The organism is Ralstonia mannitolilytica (genome assembly GCF_000954135.1).
In the GTDB taxonomy this organism is placed as follows: domain Bacteria; phylum Pseudomonadota; class Gammaproteobacteria; order Burkholderiales; family Burkholderiaceae; genus Ralstonia; species Ralstonia mannitolilytica.
The window spans coordinates 108,366-126,896 of sequence record NZ_CP010800.1 but is presented as its reverse complement, the minus strand read 5'-3'; the positions used below and the strand labels follow the sequence as shown (position 1 = coordinate 126,896).

17 protein-coding genes and 1 pseudogene are annotated in these 18,531 nt (G+C 67.4%); 15 read left to right on the top strand and 3 right to left on the bottom strand.

Annotated features, from left to right (window positions below; genetic code table 11):
- Positions 1 to 4: 4 nt before the first annotated feature.
- From TK49_RS17110 to TK49_RS17065, 10 genes are all read left to right on the top strand, one after another.
- Positions 5 to 907, top strand: a complete 903-nt coding sequence (locus TK49_RS17110) for an alpha/beta fold hydrolase (protein ID WP_045218378.1) — start codon at positions 5 to 7, stop codon at positions 905 to 907.
- A 13-nt stretch (positions 908 to 920) separates the two neighbouring features.
- Positions 921 to 1,748 carry an IclR family transcriptional regulator gene (locus TK49_RS17105; RefSeq protein WP_045218376.1) on the top strand — a complete coding sequence of 276 codons (828 nt, stop codon included), beginning with the start codon at positions 921 to 923 and terminating at the stop codon, positions 1,746 to 1,748.
- Positions 1,749 to 1,750: 2 nt separating this feature from the next.
- Positions 1,751 to 2,554, top strand: coding sequence for an SDR family oxidoreductase (locus TK49_RS17100; protein ID WP_045218373.1), 804 nt, complete (start codon positions 1,751 to 1,753; stop codon positions 2,552 to 2,554).
- Entirely contained in the window at positions 2,547 to 4,262 is a 1,716-nt protein-coding gene (locus TK49_RS17095) for a thiamine pyrophosphate-binding protein (protein ID WP_045218364.1), read from the top strand. The genes TK49_RS17100 and TK49_RS17095 overlap by 8 nt, the downstream gene beginning before the upstream one ends.
- Before the next feature lie 32 nt (positions 4,263 to 4,294).
- The gene (locus tag TK49_RS17090; protein ID WP_045218362.1) at positions 4,295 to 5,098 is read left to right on the top strand and encodes an aspartate dehydrogenase; all 804 of its coding nucleotides are present in this window, start codon (positions 4,295 to 4,297) and stop codon (positions 5,096 to 5,098) included.
- A gap of 8 nt (positions 5,099 to 5,106) precedes the next feature.
- Positions 5,107 to 6,588, top strand: coding sequence for an aldehyde dehydrogenase (locus TK49_RS17085; RefSeq protein WP_045218360.1), 1,482 nt, complete (start codon positions 5,107 to 5,109; stop codon positions 6,586 to 6,588).
- 73 nt (positions 6,589 to 6,661) lie between these two features.
- Positions 6,662 to 7,942 (top strand): MFS transporter, encoded by a 1,281-nt coding sequence (locus TK49_RS17080; protein ID WP_045218358.1) that lies wholly within the window; start codon positions 6,662 to 6,664, stop codon positions 7,940 to 7,942.
- Between the two features lie 118 nt (positions 7,943 to 8,060).
- On the top strand, positions 8,061 to 9,023 hold the full coding sequence (locus tag TK49_RS17075; protein ID WP_045218356.1) for a VOC family protein: 963 nt from the start codon (positions 8,061 to 8,063) through the stop codon (positions 9,021 to 9,023).
- Between the two features lie 22 nt (positions 9,024 to 9,045).
- A complete protein-coding gene (locus tag TK49_RS17070; protein ID WP_045218354.1) occupies positions 9,046 to 10,002 on the top strand; it encodes a PDR/VanB family oxidoreductase in 957 nt (318 codons plus the stop codon).
- Between the two features lie 156 nt (positions 10,003 to 10,158).
- On the top strand, positions 10,159 to 11,256 hold the full coding sequence (locus tag TK49_RS17065) for a porin (RefSeq protein ID WP_045218352.1): 1,098 nt from the start codon (positions 10,159 to 10,161) through the stop codon (positions 11,254 to 11,256).
- 67 nt (positions 11,257 to 11,323) lie between these two features.
- Here TK49_RS17065 and TK49_RS17060 read toward each other — a convergent pair whose 3' ends face one another.
- The gene (locus TK49_RS17060) at positions 11,324 to 12,202 is read right to left on the bottom strand and encodes a 2-hydroxy-3-oxopropionate reductase (protein WP_045218350.1); all 879 of its coding nucleotides are present in this window, start codon (positions 12,200 to 12,202) and stop codon (positions 11,324 to 11,326) included.
- Between the two features lie 234 nt (positions 12,203 to 12,436).
- Between TK49_RS17060 and TK49_RS25090 the strand changes: the two genes are divergently transcribed.
- Positions 12,437 to 12,559, top strand: coding sequence for a hypothetical protein (locus tag TK49_RS25090; protein ID WP_257983859.1), 123 nt, complete (start codon positions 12,437 to 12,439; stop codon positions 12,557 to 12,559).
- Here TK49_RS25090 and TK49_RS17055 read toward each other — a convergent pair whose 3' ends face one another.
- Positions 12,560 to 13,084, bottom strand: coding sequence for a cupin domain-containing protein (locus TK49_RS17055; RefSeq protein ID WP_045218348.1), 525 nt, complete (start codon positions 13,082 to 13,084; stop codon positions 12,560 to 12,562).
- Between the two features lie 202 nt (positions 13,085 to 13,286).
- Between TK49_RS17055 and TK49_RS17050 the strand changes: the two genes are divergently transcribed.
- On the top strand, positions 13,287 to 13,859 hold the full coding sequence (locus TK49_RS17050; RefSeq protein ID WP_045218347.1) for a DUF4337 domain-containing protein: 573 nt from the start codon (positions 13,287 to 13,289) through the stop codon (positions 13,857 to 13,859).
- Between the two features lie 98 nt (positions 13,860 to 13,957).
- Entirely contained in the window at positions 13,958 to 14,875 is a 918-nt protein-coding gene (locus TK49_RS17045; protein WP_045220258.1) for a LysR family transcriptional regulator, read from the top strand.
- Positions 14,876 to 14,907: 32 nt separating this feature from the next.
- On the opposite strand, the pseudogene TK49_RS17040 reads toward TK49_RS17045, so the two are convergent.
- Positions 14,908 to 15,689: pseudogene (locus TK49_RS17040) on the bottom strand (substrate-binding domain-containing protein).
- A 432-nt stretch (positions 15,690 to 16,121) separates the two neighbouring features.
- Between TK49_RS17040 and imuA the strand changes: the two are divergent.
- Positions 16,122 to 17,018: a translesion DNA synthesis-associated protein ImuA gene (imuA, locus tag TK49_RS17035; RefSeq protein WP_045218346.1), complete on the top strand. Its 897-nt coding sequence runs from the start codon at positions 16,122 to 16,124 to the stop codon at positions 17,016 to 17,018.
- On the top strand, positions 16,951 to 18,528 hold the full coding sequence (locus tag TK49_RS17030) for a Y-family DNA polymerase (RefSeq protein WP_045218345.1): 1,578 nt from the start codon (positions 16,951 to 16,953) through the stop codon (positions 18,526 to 18,528). The genes imuA and TK49_RS17030 overlap by 68 nt, the downstream gene beginning before the upstream one ends.
- Positions 18,529 to 18,531: the final 3 nt, after the last annotated feature.

The window sequence follows — 18,531 nt, the reverse complement described above, 5'->3', positions numbered from 1 at the left end:
TGCCATGAGCGCGCAGGCTGCCATGTCTTCCCGTCCGTTTCGCGTGGCCGATGCACTGGCCGTGCTCGAGGCCGAGTTTGCCGAACGCAGCGTCACGATCAACGCCCAGCGCGATCGCATCGGCTATCGGCAGTGGGGCGGTCGCGGGCCGGTGGTGGTGCTGTTGCACGGCATCAGCTCCAGCGCCGCGTCGTGGCTGCCTTGCGCGCAGGTTCTCTCCCACACCATGCGCGTGTTCGCGTGGGATGCGCCGGGCTATGGCCGATCCACGCCGCTCGAACAAGCCGAGCCGCGCGCTGCCGATTACGCGGTGCGCCTGCAGGCATGGCTGGACGCGCTGCAGGTGAAGCCGGACGTGATCGTCGGACATTCGCTGGGCGCGCTGATGGCTGCGGCCTATGTGGCGCAGGCGCCGGAAGCGCTGCAACCCGGCTGCGTGCTGCTGCTGAATCCCGCGCAGGGTTACGGGCAGCCCGGTCACGAAGACCAGTCCCGCAGTGTGCGGGCCCAGCGCCTTGCCACGCTCGACCGGCTTGGTATCGAGGGCATGGCGGAATCGCGCCACGCGCATCTGCTGCGCCCGGATGCCGGCAGCGAAGAGCGCGCCTGGGTGCGCTGGAACATGCTGCGCCTGAACGACGCCGGTTACCGCCAGGCCGTGGTCATGCTCAGCGGCGACGACATCGGCGCGTATCTGCGCAAGCGCCCCGCCTCAACGCCCGCTCGCGTGGCCTGTGGCGATGTCGACGGCATCACGCCCCCGCAGGGCTGCGAAGCGTTGGCCGACGCCTTCGGCCTGCCTTTCGCGCGGGTGACCGCCGCCGGGCACGCGTCGTACATCGATGCGCCGGATGCCGTTGCCGGCTGGATCGCGCAAGCCGCTTTCTCCCCACTCCAAAACGCCTAAAGCGCCAAGACGTATGAGCAACGACCTCATTCCCGAAGACGTGCAGGAAAAGTACATCGTGCCCGGGCTCGAACGCGGCCTGCGCCTGCTGTGCGAGTTCAGCCACAAAGACCGCGTGCTGTCTGCGCCGGAACTGGCGCGCCGGCTGAAGGTGCCGCGCTCCACGGTGTTCCGCCTGCTGACCACGCTCGAGGTGATGGGCTTCATCGAACGCGTGGACGGCGGCCGGGATTTCCGCCTCGGCATGGCCGTGCTGCGCCTCGGGTTCGAATATCTCGCCTCGCTCGAGTTGACCGAACTTGGCCGTCCGCTGCTCGACCGCCTGCGCGACGACATTCACTATCCGTGCAACCTTGTCGTGCGCGATGGCCGCTCGATCGTCTACGTGGCGAAATCGGTGGCGCCGACGCCGTTCACGAGTTCGGTCAACGTCGGTACGCGCCTGCCCGCGCACGCCACGGTGCTGGGGCGCGTGCTGCTGGCAGACCTGTCGCTGGCCGAGCTGCGCCAGCTGTATCCGGAGCCGCAGCTGGAGGCATTCACCGCCAACACGCCGCGCACCGTGGAAGACCTGTTCGAGATGGTGCAGCGCGACCGCGAACACGGCTACGTGCTCGAAGAGGGCTTCTTCGAGGCCAACATCTCGACGATCGCGGCGCCGGTGCTCGACCGCGCCGGCAAGATCGTCGCCGCCCTCGGTACGACGATCCCGTCGCCGCGCATCGACCCCGCGCAGCTCGATCCCATGATCGACAAGGTGCGCGCCGCCGCAGACGAGCTCTCTTACCTGCTCGACTACCGCCCGGCCAGCGGCAAGGTTGTCAACCTGTTCGGGGAGTGACCATGCCGATGATCGACCTGACCGGCAAGACGGCCGTGGTGACGGGGGGCTCCTCCGGCATCGGCCTTGCCACCGTCGAGCTGCTGCTGGAAGCCGGCGCCGCCGTGGCGTTGTGCGGACGCAATGCCGAGCGATTGGCCGCGGCCGAAGACACGCTGCGCAGCCGCTTTCCCGCCGCCCGGCTGCTTGCCGCCGCGTGCAACGTGCTCGACGCCGCGCAGACGGCTGCCTTTGCGCGGTCGGTCGAGCAGGAACTCGGTCCCGTCGACATGCTCGTCAACAACGCCGGCCAGGGCCGCGTCTCGACCTTTGCCGACACCGACGACGCAGCGTGGACGCAAGAGCTGCACCTGAAGTTCTTCTCCGTCATTCATCCGACGCGCGCATTCCTGCCGCAACTGGAGCGCTCGCCTCACGGCGCGATCGTCTGCGTGAATTCGCTGCTGGCGCAGCAGCCCGAGCCGCACATGGTGGCCACGTCGGCCGCGCGCGCGGGTGTGCTGAACCTCGTGCGCTCCATGGCGACCGAGTTTGCGCCCAAGGGCGTGCGCGTCAACGGCATCCTCATCGGGCTGGTGGAGTCCGGCCAATGGCGGCGCCGCTTCGAGGCGCGCCCTGAAGAAGACCGCCACCTCGACTGGGCCGCGTGGACGCGCCGCCTGGCCGTGCAGAAACACATTCCCCTCGGCCGCCTGGGCCTGCCCGAAGAGGCAGCCCGCGCCATTCTGTTCCTTGCCTCGCCGTTGTCTTCGTACACCACGGGCACCCATATCGATATCTCCGGAGGACACTCCCGTCATGCGTAACGAACAACAACTGGTCACGGTGGGCTGCGCGATTGCCGCCTTCCTGGAAGCCTGCGAGGTCAAGGCCGCCTTCGGCGTGATCTCGATCCACAACATGCCCATCCTCGACGCGATGGGCGAGCGCGGCAAGATCCGCTTCATCCCGGCGCGTGGCGAGGCGGGCGGCACCAACATGGCCGATGCCTATGCCCGCACCACGGGCGGTCTGGGTGTGTGCCTGACCAGCACCGGCACGGCCGCGGGCAACGCGGCCGGCGCGATGGTGGAAGCGCTGACCGCGGGCACGCCGCTGCTGCACATCACCGGCCAGATCGAAACGCCGTACCTGGACCAGAGCCTGGCCTACATCCACGAGGCGCCGGATCAGCTCACCATGCTCAAGGCCGTGTCGAAGGCGGCGTTCCGCGTGCGCAGCGCCGACACCGCGATCAGCACGATGAAGCTCGCCGTGCAGACCGCGCTGACGGCCCCGACCGGCCCCGTGAGCGTGGAGATTCCGATCGACATCCAGGCCGCGCTGATCCCGATGCCGGACGACCTGCGTCCGCTGCAGGTGCCGCAGCACGTGCCGTCGGCGCATGCGCTGGATGAGCTCGCCGAGCGCCTGTCGCGCGCGCGCCGCCCGATGTTGTGGCTGGGCGGCGGCGCCCGCCATGCCGCCAGGCAGGTCAAGCGCCTGCTGGACCTCGGCTTCGGCGTAGTGACCAGCACGCAGGGCCGCGGCATCGTGCCGGAAGACGACCCGCGCTCGCTGGGCGCCTTCAACCTGCACAAGCCGGTCGAAGCGTTCTATCAGACCTGCGACGCCATGCTCGTCGTCGGCTCGCGTCTGCGCGGCAACGAAACGCTCAAGTACGAGCTGAAGCTGCCGCGCCCGCTGTACCGCATCGATGCCGATGCTTCGGCGGAAGGCCGCTGCTATGCCAGCGACTACTTCGTCTGCGGCGACTCCGCCCTCGCACTGGACGGGCTGGCCGACCGGCTCGAACAGAAGATGCAGATCGACGCCGCGTTTGCAGGCGACCTGCGCGCGGCGCACGACCAGGCGGTGGGCGCGCTGGTCGATGGTCTCGGTCCGTATGCCGCGCTGGTGGAATCCTTGCAGGCCGCGGTGGGCCGCGAGTTCAACTGGGTGCGCGACGTGACGGTGTCGAACAGCACGTGGGGCAATCGCCAGCTGCGCATCTTCGACTCGCGTGCGGGCGTGCATGCGTTGGGCGGCGGCATCGGCCAGGGTCTGGCGATGGGCATCGGCGCGGCCATCGGTGCGGCCGCCACCGGATCGGGCAAGAAGACCTTCTGCCTCGCGGGCGATGGCGGTTTCATCCTGAACCTCGGTGAGCTGGCAACGGCCGTGCAGGAGCGCGCCGACCTCGTCATCGTGCTCATGAACGACAAGGGCTACGGCGTCATCAAGAACATCCAGGACGCGCAGTACGGCGGCCGCCGCCATTACGTCGATCTGCACACGCCCGACTACGCGGAGCTCGCCAGGTCGTTGCGGCTGCGCCATCGCCGCGTGTCGAACCTCGCAGACGTGGGCGCTGCGCTGAACGAGGCCACGACGGGGGAGGGCCCGTTCCTGCTCGAGATCGACATGCTCTCCATCGGCAGCTTCAAGACAGCGTTTGCCGGCCCGCCGGTCAACCAGCAGGCACCGAGCGGCCAGGGCGAACGCGCCGCCGAACGCATCACGGTGGTGGCGTGAGCCCGCAAGCGAGCCGAACCAAGGAGCCGGACATGCTGCATGTATCGATGGTCGGTTGCGGCGCGATCGGGCAGAGCGTGCTGGAGCTGCTCAAGAGCGATCCGGACGTCTGCTTTGACGCGGTCATCGTGCCCGAGCACGCGATGGACAAGGCGCGCGAGGCCATCGCTCCGTTTGCGCCTCATGCACGCGTGACGACGCACCTGGGCGCCGATGCGCATCCCGACCTGCTGGTGGAGTGTGCGGGGCACGATGCGCTCGAAGAGCACGTGTTGCCGGCGCTGGAGCAGGGCATCGACTGCCTCGTGGTATCGGTGGGCGCGCTGTCGGAACCGGGGCTGGCGGAACGTCTCGAGGCTGCGGCGCGGCGCGGCCACGCGCAGGTGCAGTTGCTGTCGGGTGCCATCGGCGCCATCGATGCGCTGGCCGCCGCACGCGTGGGCGGGCTGGACGCCGTCACCTACACCGGCCGCAAGCCCCCGCGCGCGTGGAAGGACACGCCGGCCGAGGGCGAGTTCGACCTCGATGCGCTGCGCGAGCCTACCGTGATCTTCGAAGGCAACGCCCGTGAGGCCGCGCGGCTGTTCCCGAAGAACGCCAATGTGGCGGCCACGCTGTCGCTGGCGGGCCTCGGGCTCGAGCACACGCACGTGAAGCTGCTGGCCGATCCCACCGTCGACGAAAACATCCATCACGTCGAGGCGCGCGGCGCCTTTGGCGGCTTCGAGCTGACCATGCGCGGCAAGCCGCTGGCGGCCAACCCCAAGACTTCCGCGCTGACGGTGTTCAGCGTGGTGCGTGCGCTGGGCAACCGTGCGCACGCCGTTTCGATCTGAGCCCCATCATGAACGCAATCACAACGACGTTGCTTCCCATCTGCATCGCAGGCGAATGGCGCCTCGGCACGGGCGAGCGCTACGCGACGCGCTATCCGGCCACGGGTGAAGTCGTGGCCGAGCTGAACGCAGCCAGCGTGGCCGATGTGGAAGAGGCCGTCGCCGGCGCCTACCGCGCATTCCTCTCGAGCGGCTGGGCGCAGCGCAAGCCCCACGAGCGTGCGGCCGTGCTGTACCGCGTGGCTGAACTGATCCGCTCGCGCAGCGAAGCCCTGGCCCAGCGCCAGCGGCTGGACAACGGCAAGCCGATCAACGAGACGCGTGCGCTGGTGGCCAGCGCGGCCGGTACGTTCCAGTTCTTTGCCGCGGCATGCGAGACGCTCGAAGAATCGCTCACCCCGCCGCGCGGCGACTGCCTGACGATGAGCGTGCACGAGCCCATGGGCGTGGTGGCCGCCATCACGCCGTGGAATTCGCCCATCGCCAGCGAGGCGCAGAAGATGGCGCCCGCGCTGGCAGCCGGCAACGCCGTCGTCGTGAAGCCGGCCGAGGTGACGCCGCTGATGGCGCTGGAGCTCGCCGCGATCTGCGAAGAGGCCGGCGTGCCCAAGGGCCTGATCAGCGTGCTGCCGGGCAAAGGTTCGGTCATCGGCGATGCGATCACGAAGCATCCGCTGGTGCGCCGCGTGTCGTTCACGGGCGGCACGACCACGGGCAAGCACATCGCGCACATCGCCGCCGACAAGATGATGCCGGTGTCGCTGGAGCTGGGCGGGAAGTCTCCGACGATGGTGTTTGAAGACGCCGATCTGGACCACGCCGTCAACGGGGTGCTGTACGGCATCTTCAGTTCGTCGGGCGAGTCGTGCATCGCGGGCTCGCGCCTGTTCGTGGCGCGTTCGCTGTACGAGCCGTTCATGGACCGCCTGGCTGCCGCCACCGCACGCCTGCGCGTGGGCAACCCCGCCGACGAGGCCACGCAGATGGGGCCGCTGATCACTGAGCGCCATCGCCAGACCATCGAATCGTACGTGGCGATGGGCGTGGAAGAGGGTGGCCATCTGCGCACGGGCGGGCTGCGTCCGCAGGTTGCCGGCTGCGAGTCGGGCTATTTCTACATGCCGACCATCATCGAAGGCCTCACCAACCGCGCACGCATCTGCCAGGAAGAGATCTTCGGCCCCGTGCTCGTGGCCATGCCGTTTGAAGACGAGGACGAACTGATCGAGCAGGCCAACGACAGCGTCTACGCGCTGGCCGCGGGCGTCTGGACGCGCGACTACAAGCGCGCCTGGCGCATCGGCCGCGCCGTGCAGGCCGGCAACGTGTGGATCAACACGTACAAGCAGTTCTCGATTTCCACGCCGTTTGGCGGCTGGCGCGACAGCGGCCTCGGCCGCGAGAAGGGGCGCCTGGGCATCCTGCAATACATGGAGCAGAAGAGCCTCTACTGGGGCCTGAACGAAGAACCGCTGGCCTGGGCCAACTGACGCCCGGCAGTGTGGAGGAGACCAAGATGAAAACGATTCTGACGCAAGCATCGGTCACGCAAGGGAGCGTGCAATGAACTCGAACGCGCAACGCTGGCTCGGTGTGATCACGCTGTTCCTGGTGGTCGCCATTTCATATGTCGACCGCATCAACATCGCCGTGCTCATCACGCAGCACGACTTTCTGCAGCACATGGGCATCGCCGCCAATGACCGCAGCAGCCAGGGCCTGCTGGCCACGGCATTCATGGCCGGTTACGGGTTGTCTGCCATTGTGTTCACGCCTTTCTGCGCCGCGCTGTTCGGCGTGCGCCGCAGCCTGATCTACGGGCTGACCCTGTGGGGCGTGATCACCATCGCGTCGCCGTGGTTCCACAGCTATATGGAACTTCTCGCGTCGCGCTTCATTCTCGGCTTCGCCGAAGGACCGTTGTTCTCGCTGGGTGCGTCCTACATCAAGGCCCATTTCGACAGCAAGGAAAGCGGCAAGCCGAATGCGATCTTCAACATGGGCACGGGTATCGGCCTGGCGGTCGGGTATCCGCTGGTCGGCTACGCCATTGCCAGCGCTGACTGGGAGTCCTCGTTCCACCTGCTGGGCCTGTGCAACCTGGTGCTCGGCATTCCGCTGGTGCTGGCCTTTGTTCGCATGCCGGCGCGCTATGCGGCGCTGCCGCGGCCGGAGTCGTTTCCGGCGGCGCTGAGCACGGTGGGCGACATGTTCCGCGGGGCCTTCCACACGCGGCATATCTTCACGATGACGGTGCTCACTGCGGCCTTCCTGGCGTACCTGTGGGGCAGCAGCAACTGGCTGCCGACGTATCTGAAGGAAGCGCGCGGCTTTTCGCTGCGCGAGATGGGGTGGATGGCGTCGATGCCGCAGTACGCGGCGGTGCTCGGCGTGCTGCTCGGCGGCCTGTTGCTGGATGTCATTCCGCGCCGGCGTGTGCCCCTGGTGTTCGTGCTGGGCAGCCTGGGCGTGGCGGTGGCAGTGCTGCTGGCCATCAACAGTACCGACCGCTATGCCGCGGCCTATTGGCTGACCGCCGCCAGCCTGTTCTGGGGCCTGCAGAGCCCAGCCATTCCGAGCACGGTGCAGTTCAACGCCGCGCCGCAGCACGTTGCCTGCGCCTTCGGTGTCGTCAACGGCGTGGGCAGCCTCGTGGCAGGGTTCATGCCGGCCGTCATGGGCGTCGTGATCGGGCTTGGCAGCGGCGGCGGCCTTGCCGCCGGCTTTGGCAGCCTGGTGGGCACGCAGCTGATCGTGCTGCTCTGCGGTCTGGCCCTGCTGCGCGGCGGAGCGCAGGCCGCACCGGCCGTTCCGGGCGCCGTGCATCCCGTCACCGGCAAGTGACGCGATCCGGCTTCGCATGGGGCGCGTTGCGCCATCGCAGTGCGGAGCTCGGCGCACCCATTGAATCACAGTCACTGGTGGCCGCTGAAGGCCATGCGGTGCACAGCAGGAGATGAAGATGAACACCATTCGTGGCATCGACGAGATCGTCTACGGTGCAGACGACCTCGCCGCATGCAAGCAGTTCTTTCTCGATTGGGGCCTCGCGCTGCAATCCGAAGACGCCAGCGGGCTGCTGTTCGAAACGCTCAATGGTTGCCGCGTGCGCGTCAAGCGCAGCGATGACGCCGCATTGCCGCCCGCCATGGAAGCCGGCCCGACGCTGCGCGAAGTGGTGTGGGGTGCCGATTCGCAAGCCGTGCTCGACCGCCTGGCCGACGCACTTGCAGATCAGCCCGGCTACGTCCATGCCGACGGCCGCGTCGGCTGCACCGACCCGAACGGCCTGGCGGTGCGTGTGCAGGTCAGCATCAAGCGCGACGTCGACGTGCAATGCGCGGCGATGAACACCTGGAACGACAAACCGCGCCGCAACCAGCCGAGCCCGATCTACGAACGCGCCACGCCCATCGAGGTCGGCCACGTGGTGTTCTTCGTCAAGGACGTGGCGGCCACCGAGCGCTTCTACATCGACAAGCTCGGGTTCGTGCCGTCAGACCACTACCCGGGGCGCGGCGCGTTCCTGCGCTGCGAGCCGGAAGGCGGCCATCACGATCTGTTCCTGCTGCAGACGCCGCAGGCCAGGAGCGGGCTCAACCACGTCGCGTTTACGGTGCGCGACATCCACGAAGTGTTCGGCGGCGGCATGCAGATGTCCCGCTGCGGATGGGATACGCAGCTCGGCCCGGGCCGGCACCCGATTTCTTCCGCGTACTTCTGGTACTTCAAGAACCCGGCCGGCGGCCTGATCGAGTACTACGCCGACGAAGACCAGCTCGACGCCGAATGGCAGCCGCGCGATTTCGAGCCGGGCCCCACCGTCTTTGCCGAGTGGGCCATCGAAGGCGGTATCGACGGCAACACGCGCCGGCAGAAGAACGCCGCCGGCCCGGAGGGCAAGTTCCTCACGGAAAAGCGCTGAACTGGAAGCAGAGAGACGTGCCATGAGTACCCATCCTCCCCTTACGTTGCGCGTGCAGGCCATGCGCCACGAAGCCCAGGGCATCGTCAGCGTGGAGCTGCGCGATGTCGATGGCAGGACGCTGCCGGAATATGCGCCCGGTGCGCATATCGACCTGCACCTGGGCAACGGCCTGGTGCGCAGCTATTCGCTGTGCGGCGCGCCGGAAGTGCGCGACCGCTATGTGGTCGGCGTGCTGCTCGATCGCAACAGCCGTGGCGGTTCGCGCTACGTGCACGAACAATTGCGCGTGGGGTCGACGCTGAAGATCGGCGGTCCGCGCAACCACTTTGAACTCGATGAGAGCGCACCCCGCACGGTGCTGGTGGCAGGCGGCATCGGCGTCACGCCGATCGTCTGCATGGCGCGGCGCCTGGCCGAGCACGGCAGGCCGTTCTCGATGCTGTACTGCGCGCGCTCGCGCGCCGAGGCCGCGTTTGCCGATGAACTGGCCGCGCACGGCGATGCGGTGCGCTTCCATTTCGACGCCGATGCCGGCGGCCCGCCTGACCTGAAGGCGCTGCTGACAGGCCACCCGGCCGACACGCATTTTTACTGCTGCGGCCCGGGCCCGATGTTGCGCGCCTTTGAAGCTGCGTGCGAGGCGCTCGGCTACACCAACGTCCACATCGAACGCTTTGCGGCTGACGCGTCCGTCTCTTCGGTGCAAGAAGGTGAATACGCGGTCAAGCTCGCCCGCACGGGCACCGAGCTGCACGTGCCGGCCGGCAAGTCGCTGCTCGATGCGCTGCTGGAGATTGGCGTGGAAGTGGAGCACAGCTGCAAGGAGGGCGTGTGCGGCTCGTGCGAGACGCGCGTGCTGGAAGGCGAGCCCGACCACCGCGACAGCGTGCTCTCCAAGAGCGAGCGCGAATCGAACCAGACGATGATGGTTTGCGTTTCCGGCTGCAAGGGCAAGCGGCTGGTGATTGATCTGTAACCGTTGGGGCGCCGGCCTGACCAGCCGAGCGCTCTTTTTTTTTGCTCACGGTCTTTTCTTAAACAACGTTTCATATACGAAACAACCACAACCAGCTCGTCCACCAAGACGGCAACAACGGGTGGGGCCGGTACCCCAGCCACCGGAGGAAACAACATGAGGAAGACACTGTTTGTCATGGCCGCAATGGGCCTGGCCGGCACGGCAGCCGCGCAGGGCAGCGTGACGCTGTACGGCAGCATCGATGAGGGCGTGGCCTACATCAACAGCTTGAAGAGCGGCACCACCAGCGGGTCGGCCATGCGCCTTGATCCGGGCACGATGCAGCCGGACCGCTTCGGCTTGCGCGGTACGGAAGACCTGGGTGGCGGCACGCAGGCCATCTTCCAGCTGGAATCGGGCTTCCTGGGCGACAGCGGCAACAGCGTGGTGGCAGGCAAGCTGTTCAACCGCACCGCGTGGGTGGGGCTGAGCAACGAGCGACTGGGCAACATCCAGCTCGGCCATCAGGCAGACTTCATGTTCGATTACCTCGGGCGCCTGAGCAACGGCTTCCAGCTGACCAACTTCTATCTGTTCCACCCGGGCAACTTCGACAACCTGGCCAACCAGTTCCAGATCGATAACGCCGTGCGCTATGTCTCGCCCATCTTTGGCGGTCTGCAGCTCGGGGGCATGTACGGCTTTGGCGAGGTGCCGGGCTCCGCGTCCAGGAGCCGCAGCTACAGCCTGGGGGCGTACTACAGCAACGGCGGCTTCCGCGCGGCGGCGGCTTACACGGCCTCCAACGATCGCGCGCTGGACATCGCAGGGCGCCTGGGCATCACGAATACACTCGGCACGACGCTGGCGCCGGGCATGACACCGATGAGCTCGGTCAAGTCGTTCGGCGGTGGCGCGCTGTACCAGCTCAGCGGCCTGCCGCTGCAGGTCAACGCGGTGTACACGCAGACGCGCATCACGCTCGGCGGCGCCAACGCCCGCGCCCAGAACGTCGACCTCGGTACCGCGTGGCACTACAGCGCGGCCAACACGCTCAACGTGGGCTACACCTTCAGCAAGTACGAAGGCGCCCGCTGGAACCAGTTCAGCGTGGGTAACGTGTACGCGTTCTCCAAGCGTACGCAGGTGTATCTGCAGGGCACGTACCAGCGCGCATCGGGCGATGCCCAGTACGCGACCATCAACGGAGCAGGCGTTTCGGGCCGGCGCAACCAGCTCGTCGTCAGCACGGGGGTGCACCACTCGTTCTGATCCGCACCGCATGCGCCGTCGGCAAGTTATCCGGCGGCGCATTGCATTGGCGCACAGGCGCGCGCGATCAGGCGACGCTGTGATTGGCCATCAGTTCCAGCGCACGCACCATGGCGGAGTGGTCCCATGCCTTGCCGCCGTTCGCTGCGCATACGCTGAAGAGCTGTTGCGCGCTGGCCGTGTTCGGCAGCGCGATGCCGAGCTTGCGCGCGCCTTCCAGGGCAAGGTTCAGGTCCTTCTGATGAAGCTCGATGCGAAAGCCCGGGTCGAACGTGCGCTTGATCATGCGCTCGCCATGCACTTCAAGAATGCGCGACGAGGCAAAGCCGCCCATCAGTGCCTCGCGCACGCGTGCCGGATCGGCGCCGGCCTTGGATGCAAACACGAGCGCTTCGCCCACCGCTTCGATCGTCAGCGCGACGATGATCTGGTTGGCGACCTTGCACGTTTGGCCGGCCCCCGATTCGCCCACATGCGTGATGTTCTTGCCCATCAGCGCGAACAGCGGCCTGGCGCGCTCGAACGCCGCGGCCTTGCCGCCGACCATGATGGTGAGCGTGGCGTCGCGTGCGCCCACCTCGCCGCCGGAAACGGGCGCATCGAGGTAGTCGGCGCCGAGCGCCTCGATGCGCTTGGCAAAGGCCTGCGTCTCGATGGGCGAGATGGAACTCATGTCGATGAAGAGCTTGCCGGCCGTGAGGCCCCGGGCGACGCCGTCTTCGGCAAACAGCACGTTCGCCACGTCGGCCGTGTCCGGCACCATGGCGATGACGATGTCGGCCGCCTGCGCAACCGCGGCCGAGCTCTCGACGACGGTGGCGCGTGCGCGCAGGTCGTCGGGCACGGAACGTCTGCCGCTCACGACAAGCGTGTGGTCGCCCTTGAGCAGGTTGCGGGCCATGTGGGCGCCCATGATGCCCAGTCCGATGAATCCGATGGTTGCCATGATGTGTTTCCGAGTGAGGACGTCTGCGAGTCAATGTGGATGCGAACGCATGGCAAGCATAGTGCGTCACCCCGTTCCCCACGATCAAGCGGCGCACGATGCCCACCCGCCGGCCCGCGCCGTGAATAGCGCCCCAGAAGGGGTCGTGCTCGTGCAATGGCTGCGCGCACTTGCCTCATAGACTGGAAATGCGCCGATCGCACCCGAGCGGCGCGGCCGGGATGGGAGGGAGAGATGTCCACCACAGCAGCCAACTGGATCGTCGTGCTCAGCTGCGCGTACATGGAGTACAGCACCTGGCGCGGCATGAGCGTTTATCGCCGCACGGTCGACTATGACAACGTGGTCTGGTGCTGATCAGCGCACGGGCCGCGGCAGCAGCCTCCGGATCAACCCGTCATGCGCCGAATGATCTGCCAGCAGCACATGGCCTGTCGCGTGATCGGCCAGCTCGAACTCACTGAACTCGAAGCCCGGGGCCACCGTGCAGCTGACCAGGGCATAGCCGTGTTCGCCCGGTACCCGCTCGGCGGCAAACCAGCGGCGCGCCGGCACCACCGCGTGGTACACCGCCACCTCGTCCTCGGCCGCATGGCCCAGGCGATGCGTGCGCACCGTACCGTCGTCTTCCAACACATGCACATTGAGCGAGTCACCCGCATGGAAGTACCACACCTCATCCGACTGGATCCGATGCCAGGCGGAATATGCATCATCGGCCAGCAGGTAATGGATGACGGTGGCAGCCGCACGTTCGACGGCAGGGATGCCTCGCTGGACGCGCTCCTGACTGCGATAGGTTTCGCGATAGAAGCCACCTTCCGGGTGCGGTTCGAGACCGAGGCGGGCGATGAGGCGTTGGGCGGCGGGCGTGAGGGGCATGGTGAAGTGAGGCTGTCCTGAAGGCAGAAAACGGCCACTGCAGTATTGCAGAAGACGGTCGGCCCGCGCGGCGCTCCCGGCCACCCGATCCGTTGGACAATTGCATCGCGGGCGTTGCCTTTGCGCACGAGTCGATGCATTGTGTCGCGCACGCCCGACGGGCCGCATGACAATGCCAGAACCGAAAAAAAGGGGAGCCAACATGTCCGAAGGATTCCATGTGCATGGGGCGCACGATCACGTGCTCGAACACGCCGCCGAGACCGGCCACGCCGACAGCTTTGCCGGCCGCATTGCCGTCATGACGGCGATTCTCTCAACGGCCGGCGCCATCTTCGGCTACCAGGGCGGCGCCACGCAGAATGCCGCGCTGCTGGCCAAGAACGAGGCAGCCATCCACAAGACCGAAGCCGCCAACCGATGGGCCTACTACCAGGCCAAGGGGCAGAAGCAGGCCATCGCCGAGCTGACTGCGCAATTGCCGGGGGCTGACCAGGCCGCCGCCCGGCGCGAGGCGCAGCGCTATGCCACCGAGAAGGAAGACATCCGCCGCCAGGCCGAAGACCAGGAGCGCCTCGCCAGGGAAGCCGACGAGGCGAGCGAGCGTGCCGTGCACCATCACCACCGGTGGGCGCAGGCGGTGGTCGCCATCCAGGTGTCGATTGCGCTGGCCGCCATCACACTGCTGTCGCGCCGACGCTGGATGCAGGTGCTTTCGTATGGCGTGGGCGCGGTCGGGGGCGTCCTGGCGGTGCTGGCGCTCCTGCATATCTAGGGCCTCAGCCAGCCGAGCAGTCTGCAACCGCGCTACCGGGCCCGGGCCGTGCGCTGGATGCTGCAAAATGCTCCGCATCTGAAATGCGGAGCACGCTCGTGGGGATCAACTTTGACTTGACGGACTTACAGGCGTTTCGCGCGGTCGTCGAGCTGGGGAGCTTTCGCAAGGCGGCGGAGGCCGTCAGCATTTCCCAGCCCGCGTTGAGCCGCCGGATCGACAAGCTTGAGAGCGCGCTCGGCGTGCCGCTGTTCGAGCGCACCACACGCAGCGTGACGCTCACCACCGTCGGCCGCGTGTTCGCCCGCAGCGCTGAACAGCTGCTCGACGATCTCGACGCAGCGCTATTGGGGATCCGCGATGTGGCATCGAGCCGCCTGGGCCACGTGACCATCGCGTGTGTGCCTTCGGTGGCCTATTACTTCCTGCCGAGCCTCATTGCGAGCTATCACCGCCGGTTTCCGCGCATCCGGGTGAAGCTGCTGGATGCGAGTGCGAATGAGGTGCTTGGGGCTGTCATCAGCGGCGAGGCCGACTTTGGCGTGAGCTTCATGGGCAGCCAGGAGCCGGGGATCGAGTTCAAGCTGCTGCTGCAGGAGCGCTTCGTGGCGGCATGCCGTCGCGATCATCCTCTCGCGCGCAAGAAGCGCGTGACGTGGAGCGAACTCTACGAGCACGACTACGTGTCGGTCGACAAGACCTCCGGCAACCGCCTGTTGCTCGACCAGGCGCTTTCTGCGGTGGTGCCGCATGCGTCCAGCGTTTGCGAGACGCGGCACGTCACCACTTTGCTCGGGTTGGTGGAAGCGGGGCTCGGCGTTGCCGCGGTACCGTCGATGGCCATGCCCGGGCGCGATCATCCCATCCTCACGAGCGTCCCGCTTGTCGAGCCGGCCGTGCAGCGGCGCGTGGGCATCATCAAGCGCCGCGGGCGCCCGCTCACACCGGCGGCGCAAGCGTTCTACCGCACCATCGTCGAAGCCCGGCGCAGTACCGCCGCGAGACGCGACGCGTAGCAAGATCGCCCGGCCGGCGAGGGTGGGCCTTCTCAATGCGCGGGCACGGAATCGAGCCCCGTCGATTTCACCTCCGCCTGCACAGCGGGCGAGGCGAGATAGTCGAGCAGCGCCTTGGCTTCCTTCGGATGCTGCGCGCCCACCGGGATGCCGGCGGCAAAGCGCGTGACGGACTGCAGCGGCTCCGGAATCTTCCCGACGAAGCTCACCCCCTGCACGGGCAGCAGTTCGCTCACCTGCTGAAAGCCGATTTCGTAGTCGCCGCTGGCTACCACCGAGGCCACCGGAATGCGCGGAATCATCTTGGCCTTCGTTTTGACCTGCGCTTCAATGCCGAGCTTCCTGAACAGCTCGCGCTCGATATAGACGCCGCTGGCGCTGTCCGAATAGGCGATCGACTTGGCGTGCAGCAGCGCTTGCCGCAGGGCCTCGGGTGAGCTGATGTCGGGCTTTGCCGCGCCTTCGCGCACGACCATGCCGATGCGCGAGTCGGCCAGTTCCACGCGCGAATCCGGGATGACCTTGCCTTGCTTGATCAGCTCGTCAAGCGCGTAGCCCACCATGATGACGGCGTCGGCGGGCTCGCCGCGCGCGAGCCGGTTCGGAATGGCTTCGGGCGATTTGCCCATCGACGGGCCGAGTTCGGTGTGCAGCGTGTTGCCGGTCTGGGAGGCAAACTTCGGCCCAGCAGCTTGTAGGCGGCGGTGAAGCCGCCGGAGGTCATGACGTGCAGATCGGCGGCCTGCACGTTTGCCGTCGCGGCCGAGGTGGCGAGGAGCGCGGTTGCGCAGAGCTTCAGAAGCAGGTGTTTCATGGTGGCGTCGTGCGGGTCGTATCGATGGTGAGCCAGCAAGGCAGGGCTGGGCGTTGGCAATGTTCGCCGGGAAGGCCGCAGACGATAAGTGCAATTTTGGAAACGATTGATGTTCTGGGGTTATCAATCGGCAGACGCCGATGGGGCGGCGGCGGTGGCCTGGAGGAATCGGTCGGCGGCGGGAAAAAGTTGTGCTTCTGTATATCCAAGCGGTCGTTACCGGCCCTGTGACGTATGCGGATGTAGTGAACCGGACCGAGACGGTGTAGCATACGAATACTGTATATCCATCCAGTTATCCTGGGCTGGTGGAGCTAAGTGGATACCCCACCTATCCATACAGTATTTAAGCGATTCGCCTTGCCGTCCGCCATGTTTGCGTCCTCCCCGTCTCTTTCCTTTGCCGAAGCCGTGGCAGAACGTCCGCCCGCGATGGGGCCCGTGACGTGCGGGCCACGCCGGCCCGCATCGAATGGCCGGGCCATCCCGGCACCCGAGACGCTGCACCCGGCCCTGTGGCGCGCGGGCAGCCTCGCTCGGGGCGGCGGTCGCGTGCTGGCCACCGGTTATGACGCGCTCAATGCCGAGCTGCCCGGTGGCGGCTGGCCGCTTGGCGGCATGACAGAGCTGCTGTGCCCGCAACCCGGTATCGGTGAATGCCGATTGCTGCGCCCGGCCTTGTCTACGTTATGCAGCGGGGCAGGCCGCATCGCCCTGGTCGGACCGCCGTATCTGCCCAACGCGGTGCGGCTGGTGGGGTGGGGTTTCTCTCCCGAACAGATCGTCTGGGTGCGTGCCGACAAGCCTGCCGACCTGCTGTGGGCCACGGAACAGATCGTGCGCAGCCAGGCGTTTGGAGGCGTGCTGATCTGGCTGAACCAGGTGCGTCCCGGGGCGCTGCGCCGGCTGCAGGTGCTGGCCCAGGCGGGCGAGAGTGCCATCTGGGTATTCCGGCCCGTGCAGGCGTTGCGCGAGTCGTCGCCGGCAGTGCTGCGGCTGGGGCTGGAACCTGCGGGCGGCGATGCCCTGGCGGTCCATTTTCACAAGCGACGCGGGCCGGTGCGTGAGACGCCGCTGCTGCTGCCGCTGGCCGATCCGCTGCGTGCCGGCCGCGCTTCCGTGCGCCCTGTGCCTGCGCTGCCTGCCGAAACGTTCACCATGGATCCGGCCACGGCCGCGTTGCTGGCCGCACTGTCGTCTCCATCGTCTTCCGCCGCGTTCGATGCCTTGTCGGACGCTTCTGATCAGGACACCTCCGATCATGCCGTTCTGGATCGCGGTGCATCTGCCCCGTCTGCCGCTCGACGCACTTCGGCCCCGGTGGTCTGACCCGGCTGCGTTGCCCTTGCCCGTGATGGTGCTGGAGCAGGAGCGCGTGGTGTCGGCCAACCGCCTGGCGATGCGCGAGGGCATTCGGCCCGGATTGCGCCGGGCTGGCGCGCAGGCGCTGGTGCCGCACGCGGTGCAGCTGGAGCGCGATCTGGCGGCCGAGGCACGGCTGCTGCAATCGCTGGCGCTGGCGCTGCTGGCTTTCACTCCGCATGTCACGCTGGATGTGGCGGACGAATCCACGGTGCTGCTGGAGGTGGAGGCCAGCTTGCGGCTGTTTGGCGGCCATCGGGCGTTGTGCCGGGCGGTGAAGTATTGCGCGTTCCGGCTGGGCGCGATGCCGCAGCTGGGCACCGGCCCCACGGCGCGCGGCGCGGCGTGGCTTGCCAGCACGCGTCCCGCGTCGGTGCGCGGGCGTCGCCGCATGGCCATGCGTTCGGGCTGGGCGCGGCGGGCGGTGCGGCTGGAACGCATGTCTGCACTGCTGGATCGATTGTCGGTCGATGCGGTGGCGCGCCTGACGCGGCCTGATTGGCTCGAGGGGCTCGGCTGCCGCACGTTGGCCGATTTGCGCGATTTGCCGCGCAGCGGCCTGCGCCGCCGTTGCGGGCCGCGGCTGGTCGACGCGCTCGATGCCGCATACGGCACCGGACACGAGAGTTTCACGTGGTTTGCCGCACCGCTGCGCTTTGACGTGCCGCTGGAACTGCCGGGCCGCATCGACAGTGCGGAAGGCGTGCTGGCGGCTTCTGAGCAACTGTTGCTGCAACTGGTCGGCTGGCTGTCGGCGCATCAGCTGGGCGCCAAGACATATCGCCTGACGCTGGAACACGAACGCCGGCGCGGCCGGGACAGCGCGGATGCCGACGCCTCCACGCCCATCGAGATCGCGCTGGCACAGCCGGTTCGCACGCTGGCGCACCTGTCGCGCGTTCTGCACGAGCGCGTGCACCGGCTGACGCTGATCGCCCCGGTGGTCGAGCTGCGTCTGACGGTGATCGACGCCACACCGCTCGCAGCGCCCACGGCATCGCTGTTTCCCGAGCCGGGCGGGCGCGCCGAAGACGCCGCTCGCCTGATCGACACGCTCATCGCGCGGTTGGGCGCTGGCAACGTCCGCCACCCGCAGCCGTGTGCCGACCACCGTCCCGAGCGCGCCAACCACTGGGTCGAGGTGAACGCCGCCACCACCGCGCAGAGCCGTGCCGCCGCGCGCCAGGCGCTGGCGCAATGGCATGCCCAGCAGCCCGAGCGGCCGCTGTGGTTGCTGCAGACGCCGATCCCGCTGCTCACGCGCAAGCACTATCCGTATTACCGCGGACGGCTGCGGCTGGTATCGATGCCCGAGCGCATTGAATCCGGCTGGTGGGACGACGGCCTCATCAAGCGTGATTACTTCATCGCCGAAGGGGAGGGCGGCGTGCGGTATTGGCTCTACCGCGAACGTGTTTCTGCCGCCCAGACCAGCGAGGAGGACGCCCGCTGGTATCTGCACGGCCTGTTCGGCTAGGTT